General features: G+C 65.0%; 22 protein-coding genes and 1 tRNA gene. 13 read left to right on the top strand and 10 right to left on the bottom strand.

Translation table 11 applies throughout. The annotated features are described in order from the left end of the window. The 6 genes from rsmB (at nucleotide 1) to GWK50_RS17500 (ending at nucleotide 6,046) form a co-directional block, all read left to right on the top strand. A complete protein-coding gene (gene rsmB / locus GWK50_RS17525) occupies nucleotides 1-1,410 on the top strand; it encodes a 16S rRNA (cytosine(967)-C(5))-methyltransferase RsmB (RefSeq protein ID WP_162017626.1) in 1,410 nt (469 codons plus the stop codon). Continuing rightward, nucleotides 1,367-2,041, top strand: coding sequence for a DUF4390 domain-containing protein (locus tag GWK50_RS17520; protein WP_162017625.1), 675 nt, complete (start codon nucleotides 1,367-1,369; stop codon nucleotides 2,039-2,041). The genes rsmB and GWK50_RS17520 overlap by 44 nt, the downstream gene beginning before the upstream one ends. After that, nucleotides 2,038-4,323: an ATP-binding protein gene (locus GWK50_RS17515; RefSeq protein ID WP_199801511.1), complete on the top strand. Its 2,286-nt coding sequence runs from the start codon at nucleotides 2,038-2,040 to the stop codon at nucleotides 4,321-4,323. The genes GWK50_RS17520 and GWK50_RS17515 overlap by 4 nt, the downstream gene beginning before the upstream one ends. 35 nt (nucleotides 4,324-4,358) lie before the next feature. Beyond that, nucleotides 4,359-5,030 (top strand): response regulator, encoded by a 672-nt coding sequence (locus GWK50_RS17510; RefSeq protein ID WP_162017624.1) that lies wholly within the window; start codon nucleotides 4,359-4,361, stop codon nucleotides 5,028-5,030. Nucleotides 5,031-5,082: 52 nt separating this feature from the next. Further along, nucleotides 5,083-5,158, top strand: a tRNA-Phe gene (locus GWK50_RS17505). A gap of 288 nt (nucleotides 5,159-5,446) precedes the next feature. Continuing rightward, nucleotides 5,447-6,046: a hypothetical protein gene (locus tag GWK50_RS17500; protein WP_162017623.1), complete on the top strand. Its 600-nt coding sequence runs from the start codon at nucleotides 5,447-5,449 to the stop codon at nucleotides 6,044-6,046. On the opposite strand, the gene GWK50_RS19955 is transcribed toward GWK50_RS17500, so the two are convergent. The 5 genes from GWK50_RS19955 to rsmI all read right to left on the bottom strand — a co-directional run bounded on the left by GWK50_RS19955 (nucleotide 6,030) and on the right by rsmI (nucleotide 10,259). Then, complete coding sequence (locus GWK50_RS19955) at nucleotides 6,030-7,007, bottom strand: tyrosine-type recombinase/integrase (RefSeq protein ID WP_162017622.1); 978 nt, start codon at nucleotides 7,005-7,007, stop codon at nucleotides 6,030-6,032. The genes GWK50_RS17500 and GWK50_RS19955 overlap by 17 nt on opposite strands. Then, entirely contained in the window at nucleotides 7,007-7,234 is a 228-nt protein-coding gene (locus tag GWK50_RS17490) for a DUF4224 domain-containing protein (protein WP_162017621.1), read from the bottom strand. The genes GWK50_RS19955 and GWK50_RS17490 overlap by 1 nt, the downstream gene beginning before the upstream one ends. Next, nucleotides 7,231-7,845, bottom strand: a complete 615-nt coding sequence (locus GWK50_RS17485) for a hypothetical protein (RefSeq protein WP_162017620.1) — start codon at nucleotides 7,843-7,845, stop codon at nucleotides 7,231-7,233. The genes GWK50_RS17490 and GWK50_RS17485 overlap by 4 nt, the downstream gene beginning before the upstream one ends. Before the next feature lie 343 nt (nucleotides 7,846-8,188). Next, on the bottom strand, nucleotides 8,189-8,557 hold the full coding sequence (locus GWK50_RS17480) for a hypothetical protein (protein WP_162014699.1): 369 nt from the start codon (nucleotides 8,555-8,557) through the stop codon (nucleotides 8,189-8,191). 775 nt (nucleotides 8,558-9,332) lie between these two features. Beyond that, the gene (rsmI, locus tag GWK50_RS17470; RefSeq protein WP_162017618.1) at nucleotides 9,333-10,259 is read right to left on the bottom strand and encodes a 16S rRNA (cytidine(1402)-2'-O)-methyltransferase; all 927 of its coding nucleotides are present in this window, start codon (nucleotides 10,257-10,259) and stop codon (nucleotides 9,333-9,335) included. Here rsmI and GWK50_RS17465 point away from each other — a divergent pair. The 3 genes from GWK50_RS17465 (at nucleotide 10,259) to GWK50_RS17455 (ending at nucleotide 12,017) form a co-directional block, all read left to right on the top strand. Further along, a complete protein-coding gene (locus GWK50_RS17465) occupies nucleotides 10,259-10,654 on the top strand; it encodes a YraN family protein (RefSeq protein WP_162017617.1) in 396 nt (131 codons plus the stop codon). The genes rsmI and GWK50_RS17465 overlap by 1 nt on opposite strands. A gap of 98 nt (nucleotides 10,655-10,752) precedes the next feature. Further along, complete coding sequence (locus GWK50_RS17460; protein ID WP_162017616.1) at nucleotides 10,753-11,346, top strand: SIS domain-containing protein; 594 nt, start codon at nucleotides 10,753-10,755, stop codon at nucleotides 11,344-11,346. Further along, nucleotides 11,343-12,017: a BON domain-containing protein gene (locus GWK50_RS17455; protein ID WP_162017615.1), complete on the top strand. Its 675-nt coding sequence runs from the start codon at nucleotides 11,343-11,345 to the stop codon at nucleotides 12,015-12,017. The genes GWK50_RS17460 and GWK50_RS17455 overlap by 4 nt, the downstream gene beginning before the upstream one ends. A gap of 36 nt (nucleotides 12,018-12,053) precedes the next feature. On the opposite strand, the gene GWK50_RS17450 is transcribed toward GWK50_RS17455, so the two are convergent. The 4 genes from GWK50_RS17450 to GWK50_RS17435 all read right to left on the bottom strand — a co-directional run bounded on the left by GWK50_RS17450 (nucleotide 12,054) and on the right by GWK50_RS17435 (nucleotide 16,038). Beyond that, nucleotides 12,054-12,968 (bottom strand): NAD(P)-dependent oxidoreductase, encoded by a 915-nt coding sequence (locus GWK50_RS17450; protein ID WP_162017614.1) that lies wholly within the window; start codon nucleotides 12,966-12,968, stop codon nucleotides 12,054-12,056. Between the two features lie 154 nt (nucleotides 12,969-13,122). Next, nucleotides 13,123-14,259: a PilT/PilU family type 4a pilus ATPase gene (locus tag GWK50_RS17445; RefSeq protein WP_162017613.1), complete on the bottom strand. Its 1,137-nt coding sequence runs from the start codon at nucleotides 14,257-14,259 to the stop codon at nucleotides 13,123-13,125. A 39-nt stretch (nucleotides 14,260-14,298) separates the two neighbouring features. After that, on the bottom strand, nucleotides 14,299-14,934 hold the full coding sequence (locus GWK50_RS17440) for a cyclic nucleotide-binding domain-containing protein (protein ID WP_162017612.1): 636 nt from the start codon (nucleotides 14,932-14,934) through the stop codon (nucleotides 14,299-14,301). Between the two features lie 60 nt (nucleotides 14,935-14,994). Beyond that, nucleotides 14,995-16,038 (bottom strand): type IV pilus twitching motility protein PilT, encoded by a 1,044-nt coding sequence (locus tag GWK50_RS17435; protein WP_162017611.1) that lies wholly within the window; start codon nucleotides 16,036-16,038, stop codon nucleotides 14,995-14,997. 36 nt (nucleotides 16,039-16,074) lie between these two features. On the opposite strand from GWK50_RS17435, the gene GWK50_RS17430 reads away from it, so the two are divergent. Beyond that, nucleotides 16,075-16,806 carry a YggS family pyridoxal phosphate-dependent enzyme gene (locus GWK50_RS17430; RefSeq protein ID WP_162017610.1) on the top strand — a complete coding sequence of 244 codons (732 nt, stop codon included), beginning with the start codon at nucleotides 16,075-16,077 and terminating at the stop codon, nucleotides 16,804-16,806. A gap of 59 nt (nucleotides 16,807-16,865) precedes the next feature. Here the strand turns inward: GWK50_RS17430 and ltaE are convergent, their stop codons facing one another. Then, complete coding sequence (gene ltaE, locus GWK50_RS17425) at nucleotides 16,866-17,933, bottom strand: low-specificity L-threonine aldolase (protein ID WP_162017609.1); 1,068 nt, start codon at nucleotides 17,931-17,933, stop codon at nucleotides 16,866-16,868. Between the two features lie 205 nt (nucleotides 17,934-18,138). Here ltaE and GWK50_RS17420 point away from each other — a divergent pair, with 205 nt between their 5' ends. The 3 genes from GWK50_RS17420 to GWK50_RS17410 all read left to right on the top strand — a co-directional run bounded on the left by GWK50_RS17420 (nucleotide 18,139) and on the right by GWK50_RS17410 (nucleotide 23,526). Then, entirely contained in the window at nucleotides 18,139-21,450 is a 3,312-nt protein-coding gene (locus GWK50_RS17420; RefSeq protein WP_162017608.1) for a carboxyl transferase domain-containing protein, read from the top strand. A gap of 397 nt (nucleotides 21,451-21,847) precedes the next feature. After that, complete coding sequence (locus tag GWK50_RS17415; protein WP_162017607.1) at nucleotides 21,848-22,978, top strand: aminotransferase class V-fold PLP-dependent enzyme; 1,131 nt, start codon at nucleotides 21,848-21,850, stop codon at nucleotides 22,976-22,978. An 11-nt stretch (nucleotides 22,979-22,989) separates the two neighbouring features. Then, a complete protein-coding gene (locus GWK50_RS17410) occupies nucleotides 22,990-23,526 on the top strand; it encodes a methylated-DNA--[protein]-cysteine S-methyltransferase (protein WP_162017606.1) in 537 nt (178 codons plus the stop codon). Nucleotides 23,527-23,536 lie beyond the last annotated feature (10 nt).

Here is a 23,536-nt window from a genome sequence, read left to right as displayed (position 1 = left end):
ATGACCGGAAACACCCGCATCCCTCAGCGGCCTGGTGCCGATGCGCAGGCCCCCGTGGCCAGTCCCGGCGCGGGTGCTGCGCCTGCGCTGTCGGTGGTGCTCCAATCGGTGGCCGCCTGCCTGCAGGCCGTGCGTGCCGGCCGCTCGGGGACTGCAGCGCTGGAGACGGTCCCTGCCGCGCTGCGGCCCGCTGTGCAGGCCTTGTTTTTCGAGACGCTGCGCCATCTGGGCATGGCGCAGGCCCTGCGCAGCCAATTGGCACCGCGCAAGCCTGCTGCCGCCATCGATGCGTTGCTGTGCACTGCGCTGGCACTGATGGCGCCGGACGCCAGTGCGGCCTACGAGCCCCACACGCTGGTCAACCAGGCGGTGGAAGCGGCCAAGGCCCAGCGCAGTACGCGGCCCCAGGCGGGGTTTGTCAACGCCTGCCTGCGCCGTTTTCTGCGCGAGCGCCAGGCGCTGTGTGATGCCGCCGCACGGGACGATCTGGCGCGCTGGAACCACCCGGCCTGGTGGGTGCAAAGGCTGCGCAAGGACCACCCCCAGCATTGGCAGGCCGTACTGCAAGCCCCCCGCAACCAGGCACCCATGGTGTTGCGAGTTAACAAGCAAAAAACGACCCCAGGGCAATACCAGAAAGCGCTAGCAGCTATCAATTTGGGAGCAATTGACATCGGGGCCGACGGACTGGTGTTACAGCGGGCCGTGGCCGTGCAGTCCTTGCCGGGGTTTGCGCAGGGCGACGTGTCGGTGCAGGATGCGGGGGCGCAACTGGCCGCGCCCCTGCTGCTCCAGGGACTGAATCTGAACCGGCCTTTGCGCGTGCTGGATGCCTGTGCTGCGCCCGGTGGCAAGACGGCGCACTTGCTCGAATGCGCCGGGCCCCAGGCGGATCTGCGGCTCACGGCGCTGGATGTGGATGCGCAGCGCTGCGAACGCATCCGCGCTACGTTGGAACGCTGCCAGTTGAAGGCCCAGGTGTTGGTCGCCGATGCCGGACGCCCCGAGGACTGGTGGCGGGCGCATTGTGGCGGCGAGCTGTTTGATGCCATCCTGCTGGACGCCCCCTGCACCGCATCGGGCATCGTGCGCCGCCACCCGGACGTGGCCTGGTTGCGCCGCGAGTGCGACGTGGCGCAGCTGGCCGCCATCCAGGCGCAATTGCTGCGCGCACTGTGGCCCCTGGTGCGACCCGGGGGGCGCTTGCTGTATTGCACCTGTTCGGTGTTCCGGGCCGAGGGGAGCGATCAGATCCAGGCGTTTCTTGCACACAACACTGACGCACGCTTGCTGCCGTCACCGGGCCATTTGTTGCCAGGTGTGCCCCACAAGGCCGAGGGTGTCCCGGACAATCTGTCGGGTGAACATGACGGCTTCTTCTACGCGCTGCTCGAGAAACAGCCCGGCTGATGCGGTTTCCCGTGCGGCCGAGGTGCTGTGGCGACGCTCGGCCCTGTGGGGGCTGCGCTGGGTGCTCTTCGCCCTGCTGGCCCTGTGCGGCCAAGCGCAGGCGGCGAACCCGGCAGCCATACCGGACATGCGCCTGGAGCAGACCGATGAAGGCCTCTTCCTGACGGCCGTGCTGGAGTTCGAACTGCCCACGCTCGCCGAAGATGCGCTGCGCAAGGGCATCCCGATGTACTTCGTCTCGGAGGCGGAACTGACCCGGCGGCGCTGGTACTGGTACGACCAGCACATTGCCACCGAGGTGCGCTACCTGCGCCTGAGCTACCAGCCATTGACGCGCCGATGGCGCCTCAATGTGTCCTCCGCGCCTTTTGACTCGAGCGGGCTGGGCGTTGCCCTGGGGCAAAACTTCGACGACCTGGCCGACGTGCGGGCTGCCATGCAGCGCATTGTGCGCTGGAAGATTGCGCCTGCGGCCGCCATAGATCCCCAGGAACAGTACCAGGTGCAGCTGCGCTTCAGGCTGGATCTGTCGCAGCTCCCGCGCCCCTTGCAGATCGGCGCGCTGGGACGCTCGGGCTGGAACCTCTCTCTGGCGCGCAGCCTGCGCTGGAGTCCGGAGCCCACGCAATGAGCGAGACGCAGAACGCGCTACGCCCTTCGCGGGCGGTGCGCTGGGCCGTAGGGGTGGGGACGGCCATCATGGCGGCCATCGCCCTGGTGCTCTTTTTTCTCCTGACCCTCACCACCAACAACCGGGTCCTGTACGAGCGCAACTACGGGTGGCTGTTTGGCGTCAACGTGGTGGTGGCGCTGCTCTTGCTGGCCGTGTTGCTGTGGGTGGCTGTGCGTCTGCTGCTGCGCTTGCGGCGGGGGCGTTTCGGTAGCCGCTTGCTGGTCAAGCTGGCGGCCATCTTTGCCCTGGTGGGGCTGATGCCGGGCCTGCTGATCTATTACGTGTCGTACCAGTTTGTCTCGCGCTCCATCGAAAGCTGGTTCGACGTCAAGGTCGAGGGTGCGCTGGCCGCAGGGGTCAGTTTGGCCAGTGCCACGTTGGAGATGCAGGTCAGCGAGACGGCGACGCGGGCGCGCAGCCTCAGCGCGCAGCTGTCGCAAACTTCCGATGCCACTGCGGGCCTGGTGTTGGAGCGCATTCGGGACCAGCTCGGAGCCAGCGATCTGCTGTTGTGGAACGCTGCGGGTCAATTGGTCGCGAGTGTGGGCCAATCGCGCTATCGGCTTGACCAGGAGCGCCCCACCGCCCAGCAATTGCGCACCGTACGTCAGCAGCGTGCGATAGGGCAACTCGAGGGTTTGGACGAACTGCCCGATGTCACCCGCCCGGAGGCCTTGCGCAATGTGCGCGTTTCCGTCTTGGTGTTGGTGCCCAACCCCGGCATGGGCCTGGTGGCAGAGCCGCGCTATCTCCAGGCCGTCGTGCCCTTGCCGCCGGTGCTCGTGGACAACGCCGTCGCCGTGCAGGAAGCCCACCGCGAATACCAGGAGCGCGCCCTGGCGCGCGGTGGCTTGCGGCGCATGTACATCGGCACCTTGACGCTGAGCCTGTTTCTCGCGGTGTTTGGCGCTGTGCTCCTGGCGGTGCTGTTGGGCAATCAGTTGGCACGGCCATTGTTGGTCCTGGCCGAAGGGGTGCGCGAGGTGGCGCAGGGCAACCTCAGTCCCAAGGCCGTGCTGCAAGGCAAGGACGAGCTGGGTGGGTTGACGCGTTCCTTTGCTTCCATGACCCAGCAACTCGCCGATGCACGCAGCCAGGTGGAGCGCAGCATGGAGGCCGTGGACAGCGCCCGCGCACGCCTGCAGACCATTCTGGACAACCTCACGGCCGGGGTCATCGTGCTTGATGCCCAGGGCACCATCCGTTCGTCCAACCCTGGTGCCACACGCATCCTGCGTGAACCCTTGGCCGCATTCCAGGGGCAGCCCCTGGCCGATGTGCCTGGCTTGCAGGCCTTTGCACAATCGGTGCAGCAGCAGTTCGAAACCTTCCTGAGCCACCGCGACCAGCACGGACTCGACCATTGGCAGCAGTCTTTTGATCTGCATGGCTCGGGTTCCGCCGAAGGCGCGGTCGCGCAACATGCCACCAGCATCGTTGCCCGCGGTGCAGAGCTGCCGGACGCGGCCCGTCTGTTGGTATTTGACGACATTACCGAAATTGTTTCCGCACAGCGCGCCCAGGCCTGGGGTGAGGTGGCGCGGCGATTGGCGCACGAGATCAAGAACCCGCTTACACCCATCCAACTGTCTGCGGAACGGCTGGAAATGAAACTCCATGCCAAGTTGCCGGCTCCTGAGCAGGCGGTGCTTGCCAAGTCGGTCAAGACCATCGTGGACCAGGTCGATGCGATGAAGCGCCTGGTCAACGAGTTTCGCGACTATGCGCGACTGCCCGCTGCGGAGCTCAAGCCTGTGGACCTCAATGCGCTCATCGCGGACATCCTGCACCTCTATGAGTCCGAGCGCGCCACCGTGGCAGTGCAGGCACAGCTTGATTCTGCCTGCCCACGCATCATGGGTGACGCGCAGCAACTGCGCCAGATCGTGCACAACCTGCTGCAGAACGCACAGGACGCCACAGAGCAGGCGAGTGCTGCGCGCGGAGACAGCCGGCCCCCCCCGGTTTGCATCAGCACGCACTGGAACGAGGCCTCCAAGCGTGTGCGCCTGCGCATCAGCGACCAGGGGGGCGGATTCCCCGCGCACATCCTGCAACGTGCATTCGAGCCCTATGTGACCACCAAGGCGCGTGGCACCGGATTGGGTCTGGCGGTGGTCAAGAAGATCGCGGACGAACACGGCGCGCGCATAGAACTTGTCAATCGACAGGAAGAAGGGGTAGTACAGGGCGCACAAGTGTCGCTATCATTCGCCCCTGAGCAAATAGTTGCTTCCTGACAACACCCAGCACTGCAGACGCAAGGCAATCATTCATGGCAAACATTCTTGTGGTCGACGATGAGCTCGGCATTCGAGACCTTCTGTCGGAGATCCTGAACGACGAGGGGCACAGCGTGGACCTCGCAGAAAACGCGACCCAGGCCCGCAGCGCGCGCGTTGCCAATGTGTACGATCTGGTGCTGCTGGACATCTGGATGCCGGACACCGACGGTGTCACGTTGCTCAAGGAGTGGGCCGGAAGCGGCCTCCTGACCATGCCCGTCATCATGATGAGCGGCCACGCCACCATCGACACGGCGGTGGATGCCACGCGCATCGGTGCGTTTGCGTTTCTGGAGAAGCCCATCACCATGCAAAAGCTGCTCAAGGCAGTGGAGCAGGGACTGGCGCGCAATGCTGCACGCCCTGCGGCGCTGTCGGCGGCCGCAACGTCGTCATCGTCAGACATGACGCAGCAAGGTGTGGGCAGCATGCCCGTCACCATGGAGGCAGACCCCGGTCCCTTGGCGCACCAGGGTTTTGATCTGGACCGCCCTTTGCGCGAGGCCCGTGATGGCTTCGAGAAGGCCTACTTTGAATTCCATCTGGCGCGTGAAGGCGGCTCGATGACGCGCGTCGCTGAGAAGACCGGCCTCGAACGTACCCACCTCTACCGCAAGTTGCGTCAGCTGGGCGTGGACCTGGGGCGCGGCAAACGCGCGTGATTTGCGCAGCTTTTGCGACAGGTGCTTTTTTCAGGTTATAATTTATGTCTCTGGCCCGGTAGCTCAGTCGGTAGAGCAGAGGATTGAAAATCCTTGTGTCGGCGGTTCGATTCCGTCCCAGGCCACCAGTGTTTATGCGCCCCAGCGCCCGAAAGGGTTCTGGGGCGTTTCTACATTCAAGTCTGAATTTCTACAATTTCGGCAGAGATAGGATTGCGATGGGTCGTCACAGTCAGCGAAAGAGAGAGTTTCTGACTCGAAACCCAATATGCTGTTTTTGTGGCGGGCAAACACCTGCAGAGACAGAAGATCACCTTCCTGCCCGATCCCTTTTCCTGAATCGACGATGGCCAGAGGGCTATGTTTTCCCCGCTTGCAGGGCATGCAACGCAGGTTCAAGCGACGATGAGCTTGTGATGGCCGCACTCGTCAGGCTGGGGGTCATGGCGGATTTAACAGCAGAAGGCGAAGCTGACCTTGAGCGCGTGCTTAGCGGTCTACGCTTTCGACTGCCGCAGGTGTACCAAAGCTTGCGTGAGGTGTCTCGTATCGAAACGCGGCGTTTTTTGCGAGATAGAGGTGTCAGGGGAACAACTCTCCCAGGTATAGGGGAGGTCTACATGGTGACCGTGCCCGCTACCGTCATAGACGTGACTCAGAGGTATGCAGAGAAGCTGGGGAAAGCACTGCACTACCTTCATGCTGGAAAAATACTTCCGTCTACCGGGAAAGTAGTTACGCATACCTTTACCAACGCCGATCTCCTCAACTCCAATATGCCGGAGAAGTTTTTCGCGCTTCTTGGAGGCGTTCCTGTTCTGCGAAGGGACGTGACTCCGCTGGCAGACCAGTTCCGCTACCGTTTCGGCGTGGTTGGTGATGGCGAGGCTTCCGGCTATTGGATCCAGTTTCGCGGCTCAATGGCAATGCTTGTCGCGGTGTTTCTCGACGAGGCCGAATTCCAGCGACGCAAAGCAGAGCGTGCCGGTGGCACAGCATTTACCGAGATGGTTTAACTCGCTCACCTTGTCGAGATTTGACGTAGTGTTCGGTCATCTCTCGATTCTTGTGCCCCAGTAGCTTCTGTGAGTGCCCTAGATCCCCTGTGTCAGTGGCCGCCTTCGCCCGAATATCCCTGAACTGAAAATCCACCTTTGCCAGCGTGCGCGCCTTGTCAAAGCGTGAGCGCAGCGCCCCCTGGCTGAGCGGCTGGCCGTTCTGGTCCTGAATCAGAAATGTGCTGATTGCCTGCCTGGGCCGTTGGTTGATCCTGTCGATGACCACGGCCAGCTCGCCGGTTATCTCGATGCCCAGGCGTGCCCCGGTCTTGTTCTGCACGATCCACAAGGCGCCATCCCGAATGTCAGTGCGCTTGATCTTGAGCACATCGGCGGGCCGCTGGCCGGTGAGCAAGGCAATATCCATGGCGTCGACCACCGTGCAATGTGCGTTGGCACGCACGCGGTCGAATTCCTCGTCGGTGACATAGCGCGAGCGGCCCATTTCTTTGAAGCCCTTCACGCCCTGGCAGGGGTTCTGAGCGGTGGTGAAGCCCCATTCCCTGGCCTTGTTGAAGATGTGCGAGAACAGGGCCTTCTCGCGGTTGGCGCGCACCTTTGCCACCTGGCCCCGCAGGTCCATGTACTGGCGGATGTGCATAGGGGCGATGGCCTCGATGGGCATGTGACCGAACACGCGCAGCAGGTTGGCGAGTTCCTTGTCGTTGTCGCGCCGGGTCTGAACGCTCTTGATAGGGAACACCTCGCGCACGTACCGCCTGGCCACCACCGAGAAAAGCCGGGTGGATTCATCCTCGCGCACTCCCTCACGTTGGGCCCAGAGGCGCAGGGCTTCGGCGCGGTCGTTGGAGAGCTTGGTCCAGACGCGGGGCAGGGTGCCGCTTACGTGATACCAGACGTTGCCCTTGCGGTGAAAGCGCGGGGGATCATCGAAATTGGACTGCCTACGCCGACCCATCACGCCCCCTGCAAAGCCCGGAAATTGGGCTGGTAGCTCTGTTCCTCTGGCGCTCCACAACCCAGCATCTTTTCTGCGTATTTGCGGGCCACGATGGCTTGCCTATTGCCGTTGATCTCAAAGCGCCAGCCTTTGGTGCGCAGCCATTGCACTTGGCGCGATGGAAGCCGAAAGCCTGTGAGCGTGCTCACCTCTTCGGGAGTGAGGAATAGGGGATCGGTGTTCATGGCGCCACAGGTGCGAAAAGGGTCGGGCGACCAAGGAACGAGTAAGGACCTGCGACGTTTGTCATTCCCCCGATGTATTCGAAAACCTTTTGAGCAGTGACTCTTTTGCCGCTGACGGACACCCGCCAGGGCGATTGCACGCAAACCCCCGAATCCCGGTCCACCAAGCCAACACCTTTGACTCGCACAAAGCGGCTGCCGACTCCGGCGAGATGCTTGAGCCATGTGGGCAGGTTGAACCATTGTCGAATTTGCTGAGCGGCCTGGACGAATCCGCCCGCTCCGTGAAGTCGAGCACCCTTCGGAAGTCCGCCCGCGATATCCAGTTTGCTGACGTATTTGCAGAGGTATCCGATAGGGCGCTTGGCCCATTCGATTCGTGTGCTTCCATGCGGCCACCATCCTTGTTTGTCGGGTTTGGGGAGAGTCAGGCCCTTGGGGAGCCAGATGAGCACGTGGTAGTGCAGGGCGCCACGCTGTTGCAGCTCTGCCACCCACACGTACAACATTCGATAGCCGCGGCGCTGCAGCCACTGGCGGATGTGCTTGATCAGCAGGGAGATATGACAAGGCTCAAACGCTCCTACGTCGCGGTAGGTGAGCGTGAGCATGGCCGTGCGAGTCCTGAATCCGGACCACGGCTGTTGGAACAGATGGGCAGCAGTGAGGACAGAGCGCCGAAGGCGGGTGAGTCGTGCCTTCTTCTGGTCTATCTCTACTTCTTCAGGGAGTAGCGTGTCACTTGTTTTAATTGAGACAAGCCCAGCGCTCAGCGGCTGCGCCGCTGGCGCGGCCCCGCTCCGCTGCGTCCGCGCCAGCGTCTCAACCGCCGTAGCCGGCGGCTGTTTCAAGTGTTGGGATAGAAAGGGTGCATTCATGTCTCCTTACTTTGAAGGAGACATGAAATACCGTCAAGGAGAATTCAATTCCCCTGTTGCATAAAGGAGACTTGGATTACCCCTGAATCAGCTTCCGTTCGCTTTTGTCGATTGACTTGTCTTCGCCCGAGACAGCCTTCCAGAAGTTCGAAACGGTGCGAGAGATCATGTAGGCCTTGGAGCGCTCCGAGTTGGGCCCCGTCTCTGCAAACTCGTCGCGCACGGTGATGCCCAGAATCTGTTCGTACTTCCGAATCGTCTTCTTGCTGTGCATGAGGACCAGTGGTTTCCAGCCCATGTAAACGCCCAGGACGTACATGCCGAGCGCAGCCTCCAGCTCGTCGCTGGTGCCGGAAAAGTTGTGCACCGCTTCACGCGCTATCTCCGCAAAGCGCGCGGCTTGCTCGGACGTCAGGGGAGGGGTGTTGGATTTCGGCTTGACCATCCGCGCAGGATATCAGTTCGGAGGGGTTTTCAGTTGCCCTTAGTTCCGCATCGATTTCTGACGAAATCGAAGCGGCTACAGTGAAGGCAGTTGGCCAACGTCCGCAGTGCACTTGATAACGGACGTAGGTTGCCCACTCTGCCGGCGTTCGGGCATTTCGCCGGCCCTCGTGACGATGATGGTTGCAGAACCAGCATGCAGCGACAAGATTCCGCTGGGCGTCGGTGCCCCGGTCAGCTTTTGGGATCAGGTGCTCCGCTGTGCAGCGGTTGATCGCACCTGCGGCGGTCGCCGGTACCATGGGACGCTGGCAGTAAAAGCAGAGGCCTTGTTGTTGCTGAAATGCGCGCTGGCGGCGCTTTTGACGTGGAGAGGGCAATGTTAGCTCCAAGAATGCATCAAGAACTTCGATAAGGAAGTCACGAGGTGCACGCTCGGGCTTGACCGGAGAACGCGCTGGATCAACTCTCGGAGTTGACCGACAGTCAGCATTGCGCTGATGCCTCACACATAGGTGACGGGCCGTAATTTATCTATTGAATCAGGGCCCGTCAAGGCTCAGGCCTTCTACAATCGCGCCCTTGTTTAAGATTTACCCTTGGAACGGCCGCGTACGAAAGTGACCCGTTTGTAGAGGGACAATTTGACAAGTCGTTGATTCAACGGGCTTTTGTTTGTGGATTGAAAATCCTTGTGTCGGCGGTTCGATTCCGTCCCAGGCCACCAAGAAAATAACGCCCAACTGTGTTCAGTTGGGCGTTTTGCTTTGGGCGTCTCAGCCTTCTTGCTCTGGCGCGTTCTTTCGCTGCAATGCAGCTTCGTACAGCTGGTTGCGCGGTACGCCGGTGATGTCGGCCGCGAGGCGTACCGCCGACTTCAGCGGCAACTCCTGAAGCAGGCGATCGAGCACGCGCAGTCCGGCCTCGGCATCGTTGGAGCTGGCCACCGGATGCAGCACCACCACGAATTCACCCCGGCAGCGCTGGGGGTCTTCCTGCAGCCAAGGCGCAGCCTGGTGGGCGGGGAGGGTGGAGATTTGTTCGAACTGCTTGGTCAATTCCCGCGCCAGGGTGACCGGGCGCTCCTCCAGTACGGCCAGTGCCTGGGCCAGATCGGCGATGCGGTGCGGTGCCTCCAGCACAACGATGCAGCGGGGTTCGGTGCGCAGCATCTCCACGGCGGCCTTGCGTTCTGCACTGCGGGTGGGAAGAAACCCAGCAAACACAAAACCCTGGTCACCTCCGCCCTGCGCCACGGCGCCCGCAACGCTCAACGCGGTGGTGATGCTGCTGGCACCCGGCAAAGGCAGCACACGCAAACCCGCTGTCGCCACAGCGGCGGCAAGGCGTGCGCCTGGATCGCTGATGCCGGGGGTCCCTGCGTCGCTCATGTAAACCACGCGCTGACCTGCCTGCAAACGGGCCAGGACCTCCTGCGCGGCCTGGGCCTCGTTGTGCTGGTGCACGGCGAGCCACTGGCTGGGGGGTTTGTCGATGCCGTAGGCGCGCAGCAGGCTGTGGCTGTGGCGCGTATCCTCGCAGGCCAAGGTGTCGGCCAGCTGCAATACATGCAGAGCGCGCAGCGTGATGTCTGCCAGGTTGCCGATGGGGGTGGCCACCACATACAGGGCGCCCTGGGGATAATGCTGCGAGCCGGCTGCATGGCGTGCAGCGTCCAGAACGGGGGCAAAAGAGGCGCTCAATGGGTTTCCTTGGCAAGAACAAACCGGGTACGGTAGCGACGGCAAACACGCGGACTCAGGGCCAGTGGGCGGAAGACCGTGCGCTGGCCCATTTGCAGTCTGCAGGCCTGCGTTTGCTGGCACGCAATTATCGGACGCCAGGGCGCGGTGGGGGCGAGATCGATCTGGTGATGCGCGAGCCCGATGGCACGGTGGTGTTCGTTGAAGTGCGCAGCCGCTCCAGTCAAGCCTGGGGCGGCGCAGGGGCAAGCATTGGCGCGACCAAGCAGCGGCGCATTGTGTTTGCTGCGCAGCATTTTTTGCTGCGACTGGGGGCGCAGCCGCCGTGTCGGTTTGACGCCGTGTTGTTGGAGCCCGATATCTCGTGGATTCGGGGGGCCTTCGACGCACAGTGAGGCGCCAGCTCAGGCGGCAGCCACAGAATGCTACAAAATTGATAACACGCAGCGGTTATCATCACTGCCTTGCGCAAGGTTTATGCATCGTAGAACCCATGATCGAGCAACGCATCCAGCAGCAATTCATCGACAGCGCTGACCTGAAATACCAGGCCGCCCAGACCTTGGCTCGGCCCATTGCCGACGCGGTCCAGGCGCTGCTCGCCTGTGTGACGAGTGGTGGCAAGGTCCTGGTGTGCGGCAGCGGCGTTTCGGCCACCGATGCGCAGCAGTTTGCCGCGTGCTGTGTCGCAGGCTTCGAGCGCGAGCGCCCGGAACTGGCAGCCATGGCTTTGTGCACCGACGGTGCCCTGCTCACGATCGGCGGTGGTGATGCCACCCAGCAGTTTGCCCGGCAGGTGCGTGCGCTGGGGCAAACCGGGGACCTGCTGGTGGTGTTGAGCACCAGTGGCAACGACCCCAGTGTGCTGGGGGCCGTACAGGCAGCCCATGAACGCGACATGTCGGTGGTGGCCTTGACGGGGCGGCTGGGCGGAGGCTTGGCGAACCTTTTGCGCGAAACAGATGTCTGTATCTCTGTGCCCCATGACCGTGCTGCACGGGTGCGCGAGGTGCATACCCTGGTGCTCAATTGCCTGTCTGATGGCATGGATGCACAGTTGTTTGGTGAACAGGAGGTTTTGTCATGATGTTCAAGAACTATCGAGCGGCTTGTGCCGCGCTGGCGTCTGCCGTGTTGGTCGTCAGTCTGTCTGGATGTGCTGCGGCGGTGGTCGGGGGGGCGGCTGTGGGCGGCATGATGGCGCTGGACCGCCGCACCGTAGGCACGCAGGTGGAGGACGAGGGCATTGAGTTGCGCGCTGGAAACCGTATCCACGGTATCTATGGCGACAAGGTCCATGTCAACGTCACCAGCTACAACCGCCAGGTATTGCTGACCGGCGAAGTGCCCAGCGCCGAGGTTCGGGATGCCGTCGAAAAAACCGTTGCCGCCGAGCAGAACGTGCGCAGCGTGGTCAATGATCTGGCCGTGATGCCCAACAGCACGATCGGGCAGCGCTCCAACGATACCTTCATCACGGGCAAGGTGCGTGCCAGTCTGGTGGATGCCAAAGACCTGTCGGCCAACAGCTTCAAGGTGGTGACCGAACGCAACGTGGTGTACCTGATGGGCCGCGTGTCGCAGCGCGAAGCCGGACGTGCGACGGCCATTGCCCGAGGCATCACCGGCGTCAGCAAGGTGGTGCGGGTGTTTGAGTACCTCACCGAGGAAGAAGCCGCAAGTCTGAACGCCGGCAAGCAAGCAAAACCGGCCAATGCGGTGAATGGCGAGGTGCCGGAAACGCGTCCGGCCCAGTGAAAGCGTGCCGCCGACGCTGGCGGCGCATCCCACTCCCTAGCGCAGTCGTTTGATCAGGCTGGACGTGTCCCAGCGCTTGCCGCCCATTTGCTGCACGTCGCCATAGAACTGGTCCACCAGCGCGGTCACGGGCAGCCGAGCACCATTGCGTTGTGCTTCGGCCAGCACCAGGCCCAGATCCTTGCGCATCCAGTCCACGGCAAAGCCAAAGTCAAATTGGTCGGCCACCATGGTTTTTCCGCGGTTGTCCATCTGCCAGCTTTGGGCGGCACCCTTGCCAATCACGTCCAGCACCAGGGGCATGTCCAGGCCAGCGCGCTGACCAAAGGCAATGGCCTCTGAAAGGCCCTGCACCAACCCGGCAATGCAGATCTGGTTGACCATCTTGGTGAGCTGGCCGGCGCCCGAGGCGCCCATGCGCGTGAAGGCGCGCGAAAATGCCATGGCCACGGGTTGCACGGCATCAAAGGCCTCGGGGTCGCCACCGCACATCACGGTCAACAGCCCATTCTGTGCTCCTGCCTGACCACCCGACACTGGTGCGTCGATGAACTGCAGACCCAGGGCACGGGCTGCACCATAGAGCTCACGTGCCACTTCGGCCGATGCCGTGGTGTGGTCCACAAAAATACTGCCCGGCGCCATGCCGGCAAAGGCTCCGTCTGCCCCCAGCGTCACGGAGCGCAAGTCCTCGTCGTTGCCCACGCAGCAAAACACAATGTCCGCCCCTTGCGCCGCCAGCCGGGGGGTGGCCGCCTGTTGCGGGTTCGCCGTTTGGCCAAACTCCACGCACCAGGCCTGGGCCTTGGAAGCGGTGCGGTTGAACACGGTGACCGAATGCCCGGCCATCGCCAAATGGCCGGCCATGGGGTAGCCCATCACGCCCAGTCCCACAAAGGCGACCTTGCGCGAAGGGGTGGCGTCGTAGTTGCGAGGATTGGTGCTTGGCATGTGATGGCTCTTGCAAGAAAGACGGTACCGGGAGAAAGGCGCGTGGCCCAGGCCCGCGGACGCTGTGGAGCTGGCATCCCCAGGCTACTGGCGGGAACCCCTTTCCCGGCCATCGCCGAGGGAAGGGGGGAGGGCGCGTAGCGCCCAGGGGGTGTCAGACAATCGCGAAATGTTCGGTGCCCGAAGCCAGGTCCGCACTCTTGGCGCGCTGGCTGGAGAGCTTGATCTGCAGACGCAGGTCGTTGAGGGAGTCGGCGTTGCGCAGCGCGTCTTCGTAGCTGATGACGTTGGACTCGAACAAATCGAACAGCGACTGGTCGAAGGTCTGCATGCCCAGGTTGCGGCTCTTCTTCATGATTTCCTTGATCTCGGCCACTTCGCCCTTGAAGATCAGGTCGGCAATGAGCGGGGTGTTGAGCATCACTTCCACCGCAGCCGCGCGCCCCTTGCCGTCCTGCTTGGGGATCAAGCGCTGGGAGATCATGCCGCGCAGGTTGAGCGACAGGTCCATCAGCAACTGCGCGCGGCGCTCTTCCGGGAAGAAGTTGATGATCCGGTCCAGGGCCTGGTTGGCGCTGTTGGCGTGCAGGGTGGCCAGGCACAAGTGGCCGGTTTCGGCAAAGGCCACGGCATGTTCCATGGTCTCGCGGTCGCGGATTTCGCCCATCAGAATCACGTCGGGTGCCTGGCGCAGCGTGTTCTTGAGCGCGGCTTCCCAGCTGTCGGTGTCCAGCCCCACCTCGCGCTGCGTGACCACGCAGTTCTTGTGCGGGTGCACGAACTCGACCGGGTCTTCCACCGTGATGATGTGACCGAAGGAGTTCTCGTTGCGCCAATCCACCATGGCGGCCAGCGAGGTCGATTTGCCCGAGCCCGTGGCACCCACAAAGATGCACAGCCCCCGCTTTGTCATGGCCACTTCCTTGAGCACCTGGGGCAGACCCAGGCCGTCAATGGTGGGCAGCGTCAGCGGAATCACCCGCAGCACCATGCCCACGCGCCCTTGCTGGATGAATGCATTGACACGGAAGCGACCGATGCCCGAGGGCGAAATGGCGAAGTTGCATTCCTTGGTGCGCTCAAACTCGGCGGCCTGCTTGTCGCTCATGATGGAGCGGGCCAGCGTCAGCGTGTGGTTGGGCGTGAGCGCCTGGGGTGATACCTTGGTGATCGCTCCGTCCACCTTGATGGCAGGCGGAAACTCAGCCGTGATGAACAGGTCGCTGCCGTTGCGGCTCACCAGCAGCTTCAGCAGATCGTTGATGAACTTACTCGCCTGATCGCGTTCCATCTGTGTGTCTCCCTCCGAGGGTGCTAACGGGTCAGGGGTTTACTTTTGGTTCTCGCTCAGCCGCGCGCTCACGGCACGCAGCCGCAGCGACAGCTTGCGTGCCAGCAGCGCCACCAGACTGGCGGCTAGTTGCGGGTCCTTGACCATCATGTCGTCCATGCCCTCGGCACTGAGCACGGCGACTTCGCAATCGGTCAGCGTGGTGCAGGCAGAGAAGCGGATGCCGCTGTCCAGCAAGGACATCTCTCCGAGGATGTCGCCAGGGCGGGTTTCTGCCAGACGCAACTGCTCACCCCAGGGCTGCAGTCGATCCACCGCGATGGTGCCCGACAGCAGCACGATCATGAAATTGCCGTACTCGTCCTGACGGATCAGATCGCGGTTGGGCGGCACCTGGGCAAACTCGAAGAAGTTCTCCATGCGCCGCACAGCGTCCTGGTCCAGGTGCGCCATGTACTTGTCCTTGGACCACAGTGCCTGCAGCAGCTTGCCGCCCTTGCTGGCGGGCAGGCGCTTGGCGCCCACCTCCACGGCACGTGCCTCCCAGGGCACCAGCATCGCCGGATCGACACCCTGGTTGGCAAAGGCCGTGGAAAAGAAAACGGAATCGCTGTGGTCTTGCTGTGGCTTGTTGTTGCGCGAAGACATGCGCAACAGACCAAGAATGCCTTTCATGGGGTGCTCCAGTGGGCCGCGCGCGGCCGGTGTCTGTGGATCGGAACGGCTGGGGGACGTTTAGCCAGGGAAGTTTTCCGGCATCTTGGCCTTGGCGCGGGCTTCGGCCGGGCTGATGATGTTGCGGCGCACCAGATCGGTGAGGTTCTGGTCCAGCGTCTGCATGCCCACGCTGTTGCTGGTCTGGATGGTCGAGTACATCTGCGCCACCTTGGCCTCGCGGATCAGGTTGCGGATGGCGCTGGTGCCCAGCATGATTTCGTGCGCGGCCACGCGGCCCGAGCCGTCCTTGAGCTTGCACAGCGTTTGCGAGATCACGGCCTGCAGCGATTCGGACAACATGGCACGGACCATTTCCTTTTCTTCGGCGGGGAACACGTCGATGATCCGGTCGATGGTCTTGGCGGCGCTGGACGTGTGCAGCGTGCCGAACACCAAGTGGCCCGTTTCAGCGGCCGTCATGGCCAGGCGGATGGTTTCCAGGTCGCGCATTTCGCCCACCAGAATGGCGTCCGGGTCCTCGCGCAGCGCAGAGCGCAGGGCCGCGGCGAACGACAGCGTCATCGGCCCCACCTCGCGCTGGTTGACCAGGCACTTCTTGGACTCGTGCACGAACTCGATCGGATCTTCGATGGTGAGGATGTGGCCGTACTCGGTTTCGTTGAGGTGGTTGACCATGCCCGCCAGCGTGGTGGACTTGCCCGAACCCGTGGGGCCGGTCACCAGCACCAGCCCGCGCGGCTTGAGCGCCAGGTCGGCGAAGATCTTGGGCGCGTTGAGCTGCTCCAGCGTGAGGATCTTGCTCGGAATCGTCCGGAACACGGCAGCCGCGCCGCGGTTCTGGTTGAATGCGTTCACGCGGAAACGCGCCAGGCCCTCGATCTCGAACGAGAAGTCCACCTCCAGGAATTCTTCGTAGGTCTTGCGCTGCGAGTCGCTCATGATGTCGTACACCATGGCGTGCACCGTCTTGTGGTCCAGTGCTTCGACATTGATGCGTCGCACGTCGCCGTGCACACGGATCATGGGTGGCAATCCCGCAGAGAGGTGCAGGTCCGATGCTTTGTTCTTGACACTGAAGGCCAGCAGTTGGGTAATGTCCACGGTTCCCTCTGACGTTTGGTACGCTCGACAGCCATTATGACCACGATTGCCGACAAGCTCCAACAGGTACAGCACCGGGTGGCACATGCCTGCGAGCGTGCCGGGCGCGACCCGGCCAGCGTTCTGTTACTGGCTGTATCCAAAACCTTCGGGCCCGATGCCGTGCTCGAAGCCGCTCGCGCCGGGCAACACGCCTTTGGCGAAAACTACCTGCAGGAAGCTGTAGAAAAAATGGCGGCACTGCGCCAGATGGGCGCGCCCACCCTGCAATGGCACTGCATTGGGCCGGTGCAAAGCAACAAGACCCGGCTGGTGGCCGAGCACTTTGATTGGATGCATACCGTGGACCGGCTCAAGGTCGCGCAGCGCCTGTCCGACCAGCGTCCGGCCCATCTGCCGCCACTGCAGGTCTGCATCCAGATCAATGTGGACGGGGGCGCCAACAAGTCGGGCGTGGCCCCGCAGGAGGCCCTGGCTTTGGCGCAAAGCGTGGCGGTCTTGCCACAGTTGTGCCTGCGCGGGCTGATGAGCATCCCGGAACCGGCCACGGGTTTTGATGCGCAATACGCCCTGCATCTGCGCGCGCGCGAGGTGTTTGACACCATCCGCGCCAGCGGTCTGCCGGGCCTGGCGGGTTTTGACACCCTGTCCATGGGCATGACGGACGACCTGGACGCCGCCATCGCGGCCGGCAGCACCATGGTGCGGGTGGGCACCGGCATCTTTGGTCGCAGGGCGCGGCCGGAGCCCTCAGACACGCCTATTTGAGGCCGCGCCACAGAGCCTGTCTGCACGGCAGGTGATGCGAGCGGAATCCATCGCAAGAATCAGGCTGTGCCAAAGCGCTGAACGCACTCCAGCGCCTGCGCCACATCCTGCGGTCCCACGTCCAGGTGCGTCACCCAGCGCAGGCGCGTCTGGCCGCCATAGAGGCTGCTGGTCACGCGCACGCCGTGCTGGGCCAGCCAGGCGGTGAAGGCGGGCGCCACATCGGCATGCACGTCGGTGAACAGGATGTTGGTGTGCGCCGAGGCTACCGCCAGGCGTCCTTGCAATACCGGATGGCTGCGTCCGGCCTCGGCCAGGCCGGCGGCCAGTTGGCGCAGCAGGGCGTGGTCGTCGGCCAGGCGGCGCACCTGGTGCTGCAGCGCATGCTGTCCGGCGGCGGCCAGCAGGCCGCACTGGCGCATGGCGCCGCCCAGGATCTTGCGCGTGCGCCTGGCCTGGTGGATGAAGTCGGCACGGCCCAGCAGCAACGAGCCCACGGGCGCGCCCAGGCCCTTGCTCAGGCACAGCGACACGGTGTCGAAGTGCTGGCAGAGGGCACGGGCCTCGTCGTAGACGTCGGTGCCATTCGCCTCGGCGTTGGCCGTGGCGGCGTTGAACAGGCGCGCGCCGTCCAGGTGCAGGGCCAGGCCGCTGGAATGCGCCAGTTGCGCCACCTCGGCGATGTAGGGTGTGGGCAGCACCTGGCCGCCCGTGGTGTTCTCCAGCACCACCAGGCGGGTGCGCGCGAAATGCGGGTCGTCGGGCTTGATGGCGGCGGCGATGTCGGCCAGGCGCAGCGTGCCGTCGGGTTGTGTTTCCACGGGCTGCGGCTGGATGGAGCCCAGCACCGCCATGCCGCCACCCTCCCAGCGGTAGGTGTGCCAGCTCTGGCCCACGATGGCCTCGTCGCCGCGCTGGCAGTGGCCCATGAGGGCGATCAGGTTGGTCTGCGTGCCCGAGGGCGCGAACAGCGCGGCCTCGAAGCCCAGCAGTTGCGCCGCATGCTCCTGCAGTGCGTTGACGGAGGGGTCGTCGCCGAACACGTCGTCGCCCAGTGGCGCGGCCTGCATGGCCGCGCGTATGGCGGGTGTGGGCTGGGTGACGGTGTCGCTGCGGAAGTCGGGCATGGGTGGTTCTCTCGTGAAGAAGCCGCCCATGGTATCGGCGAGTGCGACGCGGTGCCTGTGCGGGGCCAACATGGCGTGTCGCCTGGGTTATAGCGCTGGCTGGTGTTCTGCTGCCGGGCTGCATATGCTGCGGGTTTGACAGGTCAAAATGACCAAGACCGCAGAATTTATGAGCGGTTGCAGCTATCAAAACAGAAGCAAAACCATGAACACGCCGGTCTTTTCCAAAGTCCTGATCGCCAACCGTGGCGAGGTGGCGCTGCGCATCGCGCGCGCCCTGCACGACCTGGGCATTCCTAGTGTCGCGGTGTACGCCGACGACGATGCCGGTGCGCCCCATGTGCAGGCGGCTACCGAGGCCATCGCGCTCGGTGCCACGGGCCCGGCGGCCTACCTCGACGGCGCGCGCCTCATCGCCCTGGCGCGTGAGCGTGGCTGTGACGCCGTGCACCCCGGCTACGGCTTCCTGAGCGAGCGCTCCGACTTCGCACAGGACTGCCAGACGGCGGGCCTGCGCTTCATCGGCCCCACGCCGGCGCAGCTGGCGCTGTTCGGCGACAAGGCCCAGGCGCGCGCGCTGGCGGCGCGCTGTGGCGTGCCGCTGATGCCCGGCACGCAGCACGAGGTCACGCTCGACGAGGCGCAGGCCTTCTGGCACGCGCAGCAGGCGGGCGGGCAGGGCGCAGGCATCGTCATCAAGGCCATCGGCGGCGGTGGCGGGCGCGGCATGCGCGCCGTGCAGTCGGCGGCCGAATTGCCCGCCGCCTACGACACCTGTCGGCGCGAGGCGCAGGCCGCCTTCGGCGTGGCGGGCGTGTACGTCGAGCGCCTGATGGTGAACGCGCGCCACATCGAGGTGCAGGTGCTGGGCGACGGCGTGGACGTAGTCGCGCTGGGCGAGCGCGAATGCACGCTGCAGCGGCGCTTCCAGAAACTGGTGGAGATCGCGCCCAGCCCGTCGCTGCCGGAAAGCCTGCGCCAACGCATCATCCAGGACGCCCTGGCCATGGCGCGCGAAGTGCGCTACGAGGGCCTGGGCACCTTCGAGTTCCTGGTGGACCTGGCGTCCAGCGATCTGCCCTACGTGTTCATCGAATGCAACCCGCGTCTGCAGGTCGAGCACACCATCACCGAGGAGGTGACGGGCGTGGACCTGGTGCAGACGCAGATGGCATTGGCGGCCGGCCGCCGCCTGCAGGGCCTGGGCCTGGGCCTGGACCCGGCGCAGCCGCCGCGCGCGCAGGGCCATGCCATCCAGTGGCGCATCAATGCCGAAACGCTGGATGCCCAGGGCCAGGCCCAGCCGGGCAGCGGCACCATCGCGCGGCTGGCGTTGCCCACGGGGCCGGGCGTGCGCGTGGACACGCACGCGCTCGCGGGCCGTGCGCCCTCGCCGCACTACGACACGCTGCTGGCCAAGCTCATCGTCTCCACGCGCGGCGGAAGTTTTGCCGACGTGCTGCGCCGCTCCCGGCGCGCGCTGGCCGAGTGCCGCATCGACGGCCTGGCGACCAATCTTGCGCTGCTCCAGGCCCTGGCCAAGCGGCCCGAGATGGAACGCCAGCAGGTGCATACGCGCTGGGTGGAGGAGGTGCTGCCCGCATTGCTGGATGCTACAAAAATAATAGCTGAAAGCGCTTGCCAGATAAGCGCTGGAGGCCAAAATCATTCAAATACAGCGACGGCCCCCGAGGACGCCGACCCGCACGCCGTGCGCGCCCCCATGCCCGCACGCCTGGTGCAGTACGCCGTGGCCGAAGGCGCTGTGGTGGCGGCGGGCGCCGAGCTGGCCGTGCTTGAAGCCATGAAGATGGAACACGTGCTGCTCGCGCCGCACGCGGGCCGCGTGCTGAACCTCGCCGCCGCGCCTGGTGCCTACGTAGCGCAGGGCCACAAACTGCTGGTGCTCGAACCCGTGCACGATGCCGCGCTGGACGCCGCCGGGCCGGAGGCGGCGCAGGACCCCAGCCACATCCGCCCCGACCTGCAGCGCGTGATCGACCGCCACGCCTTCACGCTCGACGCGAACCGCCCGGCCGCCGTGGCCAAACGCCACGCCCAGGGCCAGCGCACGGCGCGCGAGAACATCGCCGACCTGTGCGACGCGGGCAGCTTCATCGAATACGGCCAGCTCGCCGTGGCCGCGCAGGCGCGCCGCCGCAGCATGGAGGACCTGATCGCCAACACCCCGGCCGACGGCATGGTGACGGGCATCGGCGCCGTCAACGGCGCGCAGTGCGGCGAGGACAAGGCACGCACCGTGGTCATGGCCTACGACGCCACCGTGCTCGCCGGCACCCAGGGCGCGCGCAACCACGCCAAGACCGACCGCATGCTCGGCATTGCGCTCGACCAGCAGTTGCCCGTGGTGCTGTTTGCCGAGGGCGGCGGCGGGCGCCCAGGCGACACCGACATCCCCGTGGTCGCGGGCCTGCATGTGCACACCTTCGCCAGCCACGCCGCGCTGTCGGGCCAGGTGCCCGTGGTCGGCATCGCGGCGGGGCGCTGCTTCGCCGGCAACGCCGCGCTGCTGGGTTGCTGCGACGCCATCATCGCCACGCGCGCCAGCAACATCGGCATGGGCGGCCCGGCCATGATCGAGGGCGGCGGCCTGGGCGTGTTCAAGCCCGAGCAGATCGGTCCCAGCCACGTGCAGCACGCCAACGGCGTGATCGACGTGCTGGTCGAGGACGAACGGGAAGCCGTGGCTGCCGCGCGCCACTACCTGTCGTTCTTCCAGGGGCGTTTCTCGCAATGGACCGCTCCCGATCAGCGCGCCTTGCGCGCCGTGGTGCCCGAGAACCGCCTGCGCGTGTACGACACGCGCGCCGCCATGGGCGGCCTGGTGGACGAGGGCAGCCTGCTGATGCTGCGCACCGGCTTTGGCGCCGGCATCCACACGGCGCTGGCGCGCATCGAAGGCCGCCCCGTGGGCCTGATCGCCAACAACCCGCTGCACCTGGGCGGCGCCATCGACGCGCCCGCCGCCGACAAGGCCGCGCGCTTCATGCAGCTGTGCAACGCGCACGGCCTGCCGCTGGTGAGCCTGGTGGACACGCCCGGTTTCATGGTCGGCCCCGAGGTCGAGCAGACGGCGCAGGTGCGCCATGTGAGCCGCCTGTTCGTCACCGCCGCGCACCTGCGCGTGCCGTTCTTCAGCGTGGTGCTGCGCAAGGGCTACGGCCTGGGCGCCATGGGCATGGCGGCCGGGGGCTTCCATGCGCCGGTGTTCACCATCGCCTGGCCCACGGGCGAGTTCGGCGCCATGGGGCTGGAGGGGGCGGTGCGCCTGGGCTTCCGCAAGGAGCTCGAAGCCCTGCCCGAAGGCGCCGAGCGCGACGCGCTGTTCCAGAAGCTCGTGGCCAAGTCCTACGCCAATGGCGAGGCCATGCACATGGCCGCCACGCTGGAGATCGACACCGTCGTCGATCCGGCGGACACGCGCGCCTGGCTGGCGCGCGGCCTGGCCTCGGCACGCGTGGGCACGCTCGGCCCGCGCTTCGTCGATACCTGGTGAGGGAAGGCCCGCTAGGGCCTGTTAACACTATGGAAGGGGATCGCGTTGCCTCGCAAAGGGGCTGGATGCAAGGCGCCCGCGCGCCGCAAGGCTCGTGCCTTGCAAGTGCGGGCAACGCCGCAGACGGCCCCTTTGCGAGGCAACCCGAAGGGATGCTCATGACAGCCCACCCCTCGGTGTTGCGTTCCTTGTACGTGCGGACGCACGCACTGCGTCACGCGCCTTGATGGGCGGGCTGTCATGAGCTTCGCGACCCCTTCCATAGTGTTAACAGGCCCTAGGCCGTGGGGTGGCGCCCGCACGGGCCGATAGGCCGTGCTAAGCTGAAATGCTTTGATGCCGCGCCGGGCCAGCCGCCGGGCGCGGCCTTTCGCTTTCCCAAGAACGGAGTACCCCCATGCCCGGCCTTCTGCCCGACATCGATCCTGACGGCTTGCTCGAATTCTCGGTCGTCTACACCGACCGCGCGCTCAACCACATGTCCAAGCGCTTCACTGGCGTCATGCAGGACATCCTGGCCACGCTCAAGGAGGTGTATCACGCACACACCGCCGTGCTGGTGCCGGGCAGCGGCACCTTCGGCATGGAGGCCGTGGCGCGCCAGTTCGCCAACAAGCAGAAGGTGCTGATCGTGCGCAACGGCTGGTTCAGCTTCCGCTGGAGCCAGATCTTCGACGCCGACACCGGCCTGGGCGGCGGCGCCGTGGTCTGCAAGGCCCGCAAGCAGGGCGAGGGCGCGCAGGCGCCCTGGGCACCGTGCCCGGCCGAGGAAGTGGCCGCCACCATCCGCGCCGAGCAGCCCAAGGTGGTGTTCGCGCCGCATGTGGAGACGGCCAGCGGCATCATCCTGAGCGACGACTACATCCGCACCGTGAGCGCCGCCGCGCATGAGGTGGGCGCACTGTTCGTGCTCGACTGCATCGCCTCCGGTGCCATGTGGGTGGACATGCAGGCCACCGGCGTGGACGTGCTGATCTCCGCGCCGCAAAAGGGCTGGAGCGGCTCGCCCTGCTGCGCCATGGTGATGCTGAGCGAGCGTGCGCGCCAGGCCATCGAGGGCACGACGAGCAGCAGCTTCGCTTGCGACCTGAAGAAGTGGATGCAGATCGCCGAAGGCTACGAAAAAGGCCAGCACGCCTACCACACCACCATGCCCACCGACGCGCTGGTGCGCCTGCGCGACGTGATGCAGGAGACGCGCGAATACGGCTTTGCCAAGGTGCGCCAGGAGCAGATCGAACTGGGCGCCCAGGTGCGCGCGCTGCTGGAAAGCAAGGGCTTCCCCAGCGTGGCGGCCGAGGGCTGGAAAGCGCCCGGCGTGGTGGTCAGCTACACCACGGACCCCGGCATCCAGAACGCCAGCAAGTTCGCCGCCGTGGGCCTGCAGACGGCCTCGGGCGTGCCGCTGCAGTGCGACGAGGGTCCGGACTTCAAGAGCTTCCGCATCGGCCTGTTCGGGCTGGAGAAGTGGCACAACGTGGAGCGCACGGTGGGGCATTTGCGCACCGCGCTCGACCGTATCGCCTGACCCCCCGGCCCATGGCCTTGCTCTCGCGCCAGTTCTCCAGCCCCTTGGGTGAGATGCTGGCCGTGGCCTCGCCCCAGGGCCTGTGCCTGCTCGAATTCGTGGGCCAGGGCGGCGTGCAGCGCGAGCTGGCCCAGGTCGAGGCCGCGCGCGGCGGCCCGGTGCAGCCGGGCGACAGCGCGGTGCTGGCGCAAACAGCCCACGAACTGGCGGAGTATTTCGCCGGGCAACGCCAGCGCTTTGGCGTGCCGCTGGACCTGGTGGGCACACCCTTCCAGCTCAGCGCCTGGCAGGCCCTGCTCGCCATCCCCTATGGGCAGACGCGCAGCTACGCCGAACAGGCCCGCGCCATCGGCCGCCCCAGCGCCGCGCGCGCCGTGGCGGCGGCCAATGGGCAGAACAAGGTCTCCATCATCGTGCCCTGCCACCGCGTGATCGGCAGCGACGGCAGCCTCACCGGCTTTGGCGGCGGCCTGCCGCGCAAGCGGGCGCTGCTGGCGCTGGAGGGCGCTGCGGCCCAGCGGGATTGGGTGGCCGAGGGTTTTGAATGAAATGGGCCTC

This window comes from Acidovorax sp. 210-6, from assembly GCF_010020825.1.
GTDB lineage: Bacteria > Pseudomonadota > Gammaproteobacteria > Burkholderiales > Burkholderiaceae_C > Simplicispira > Simplicispira sedimenti.
Note: the sequence above shows the minus strand (reverse complement) of the source record. Positions and strands in the feature narration are given on the sequence as shown.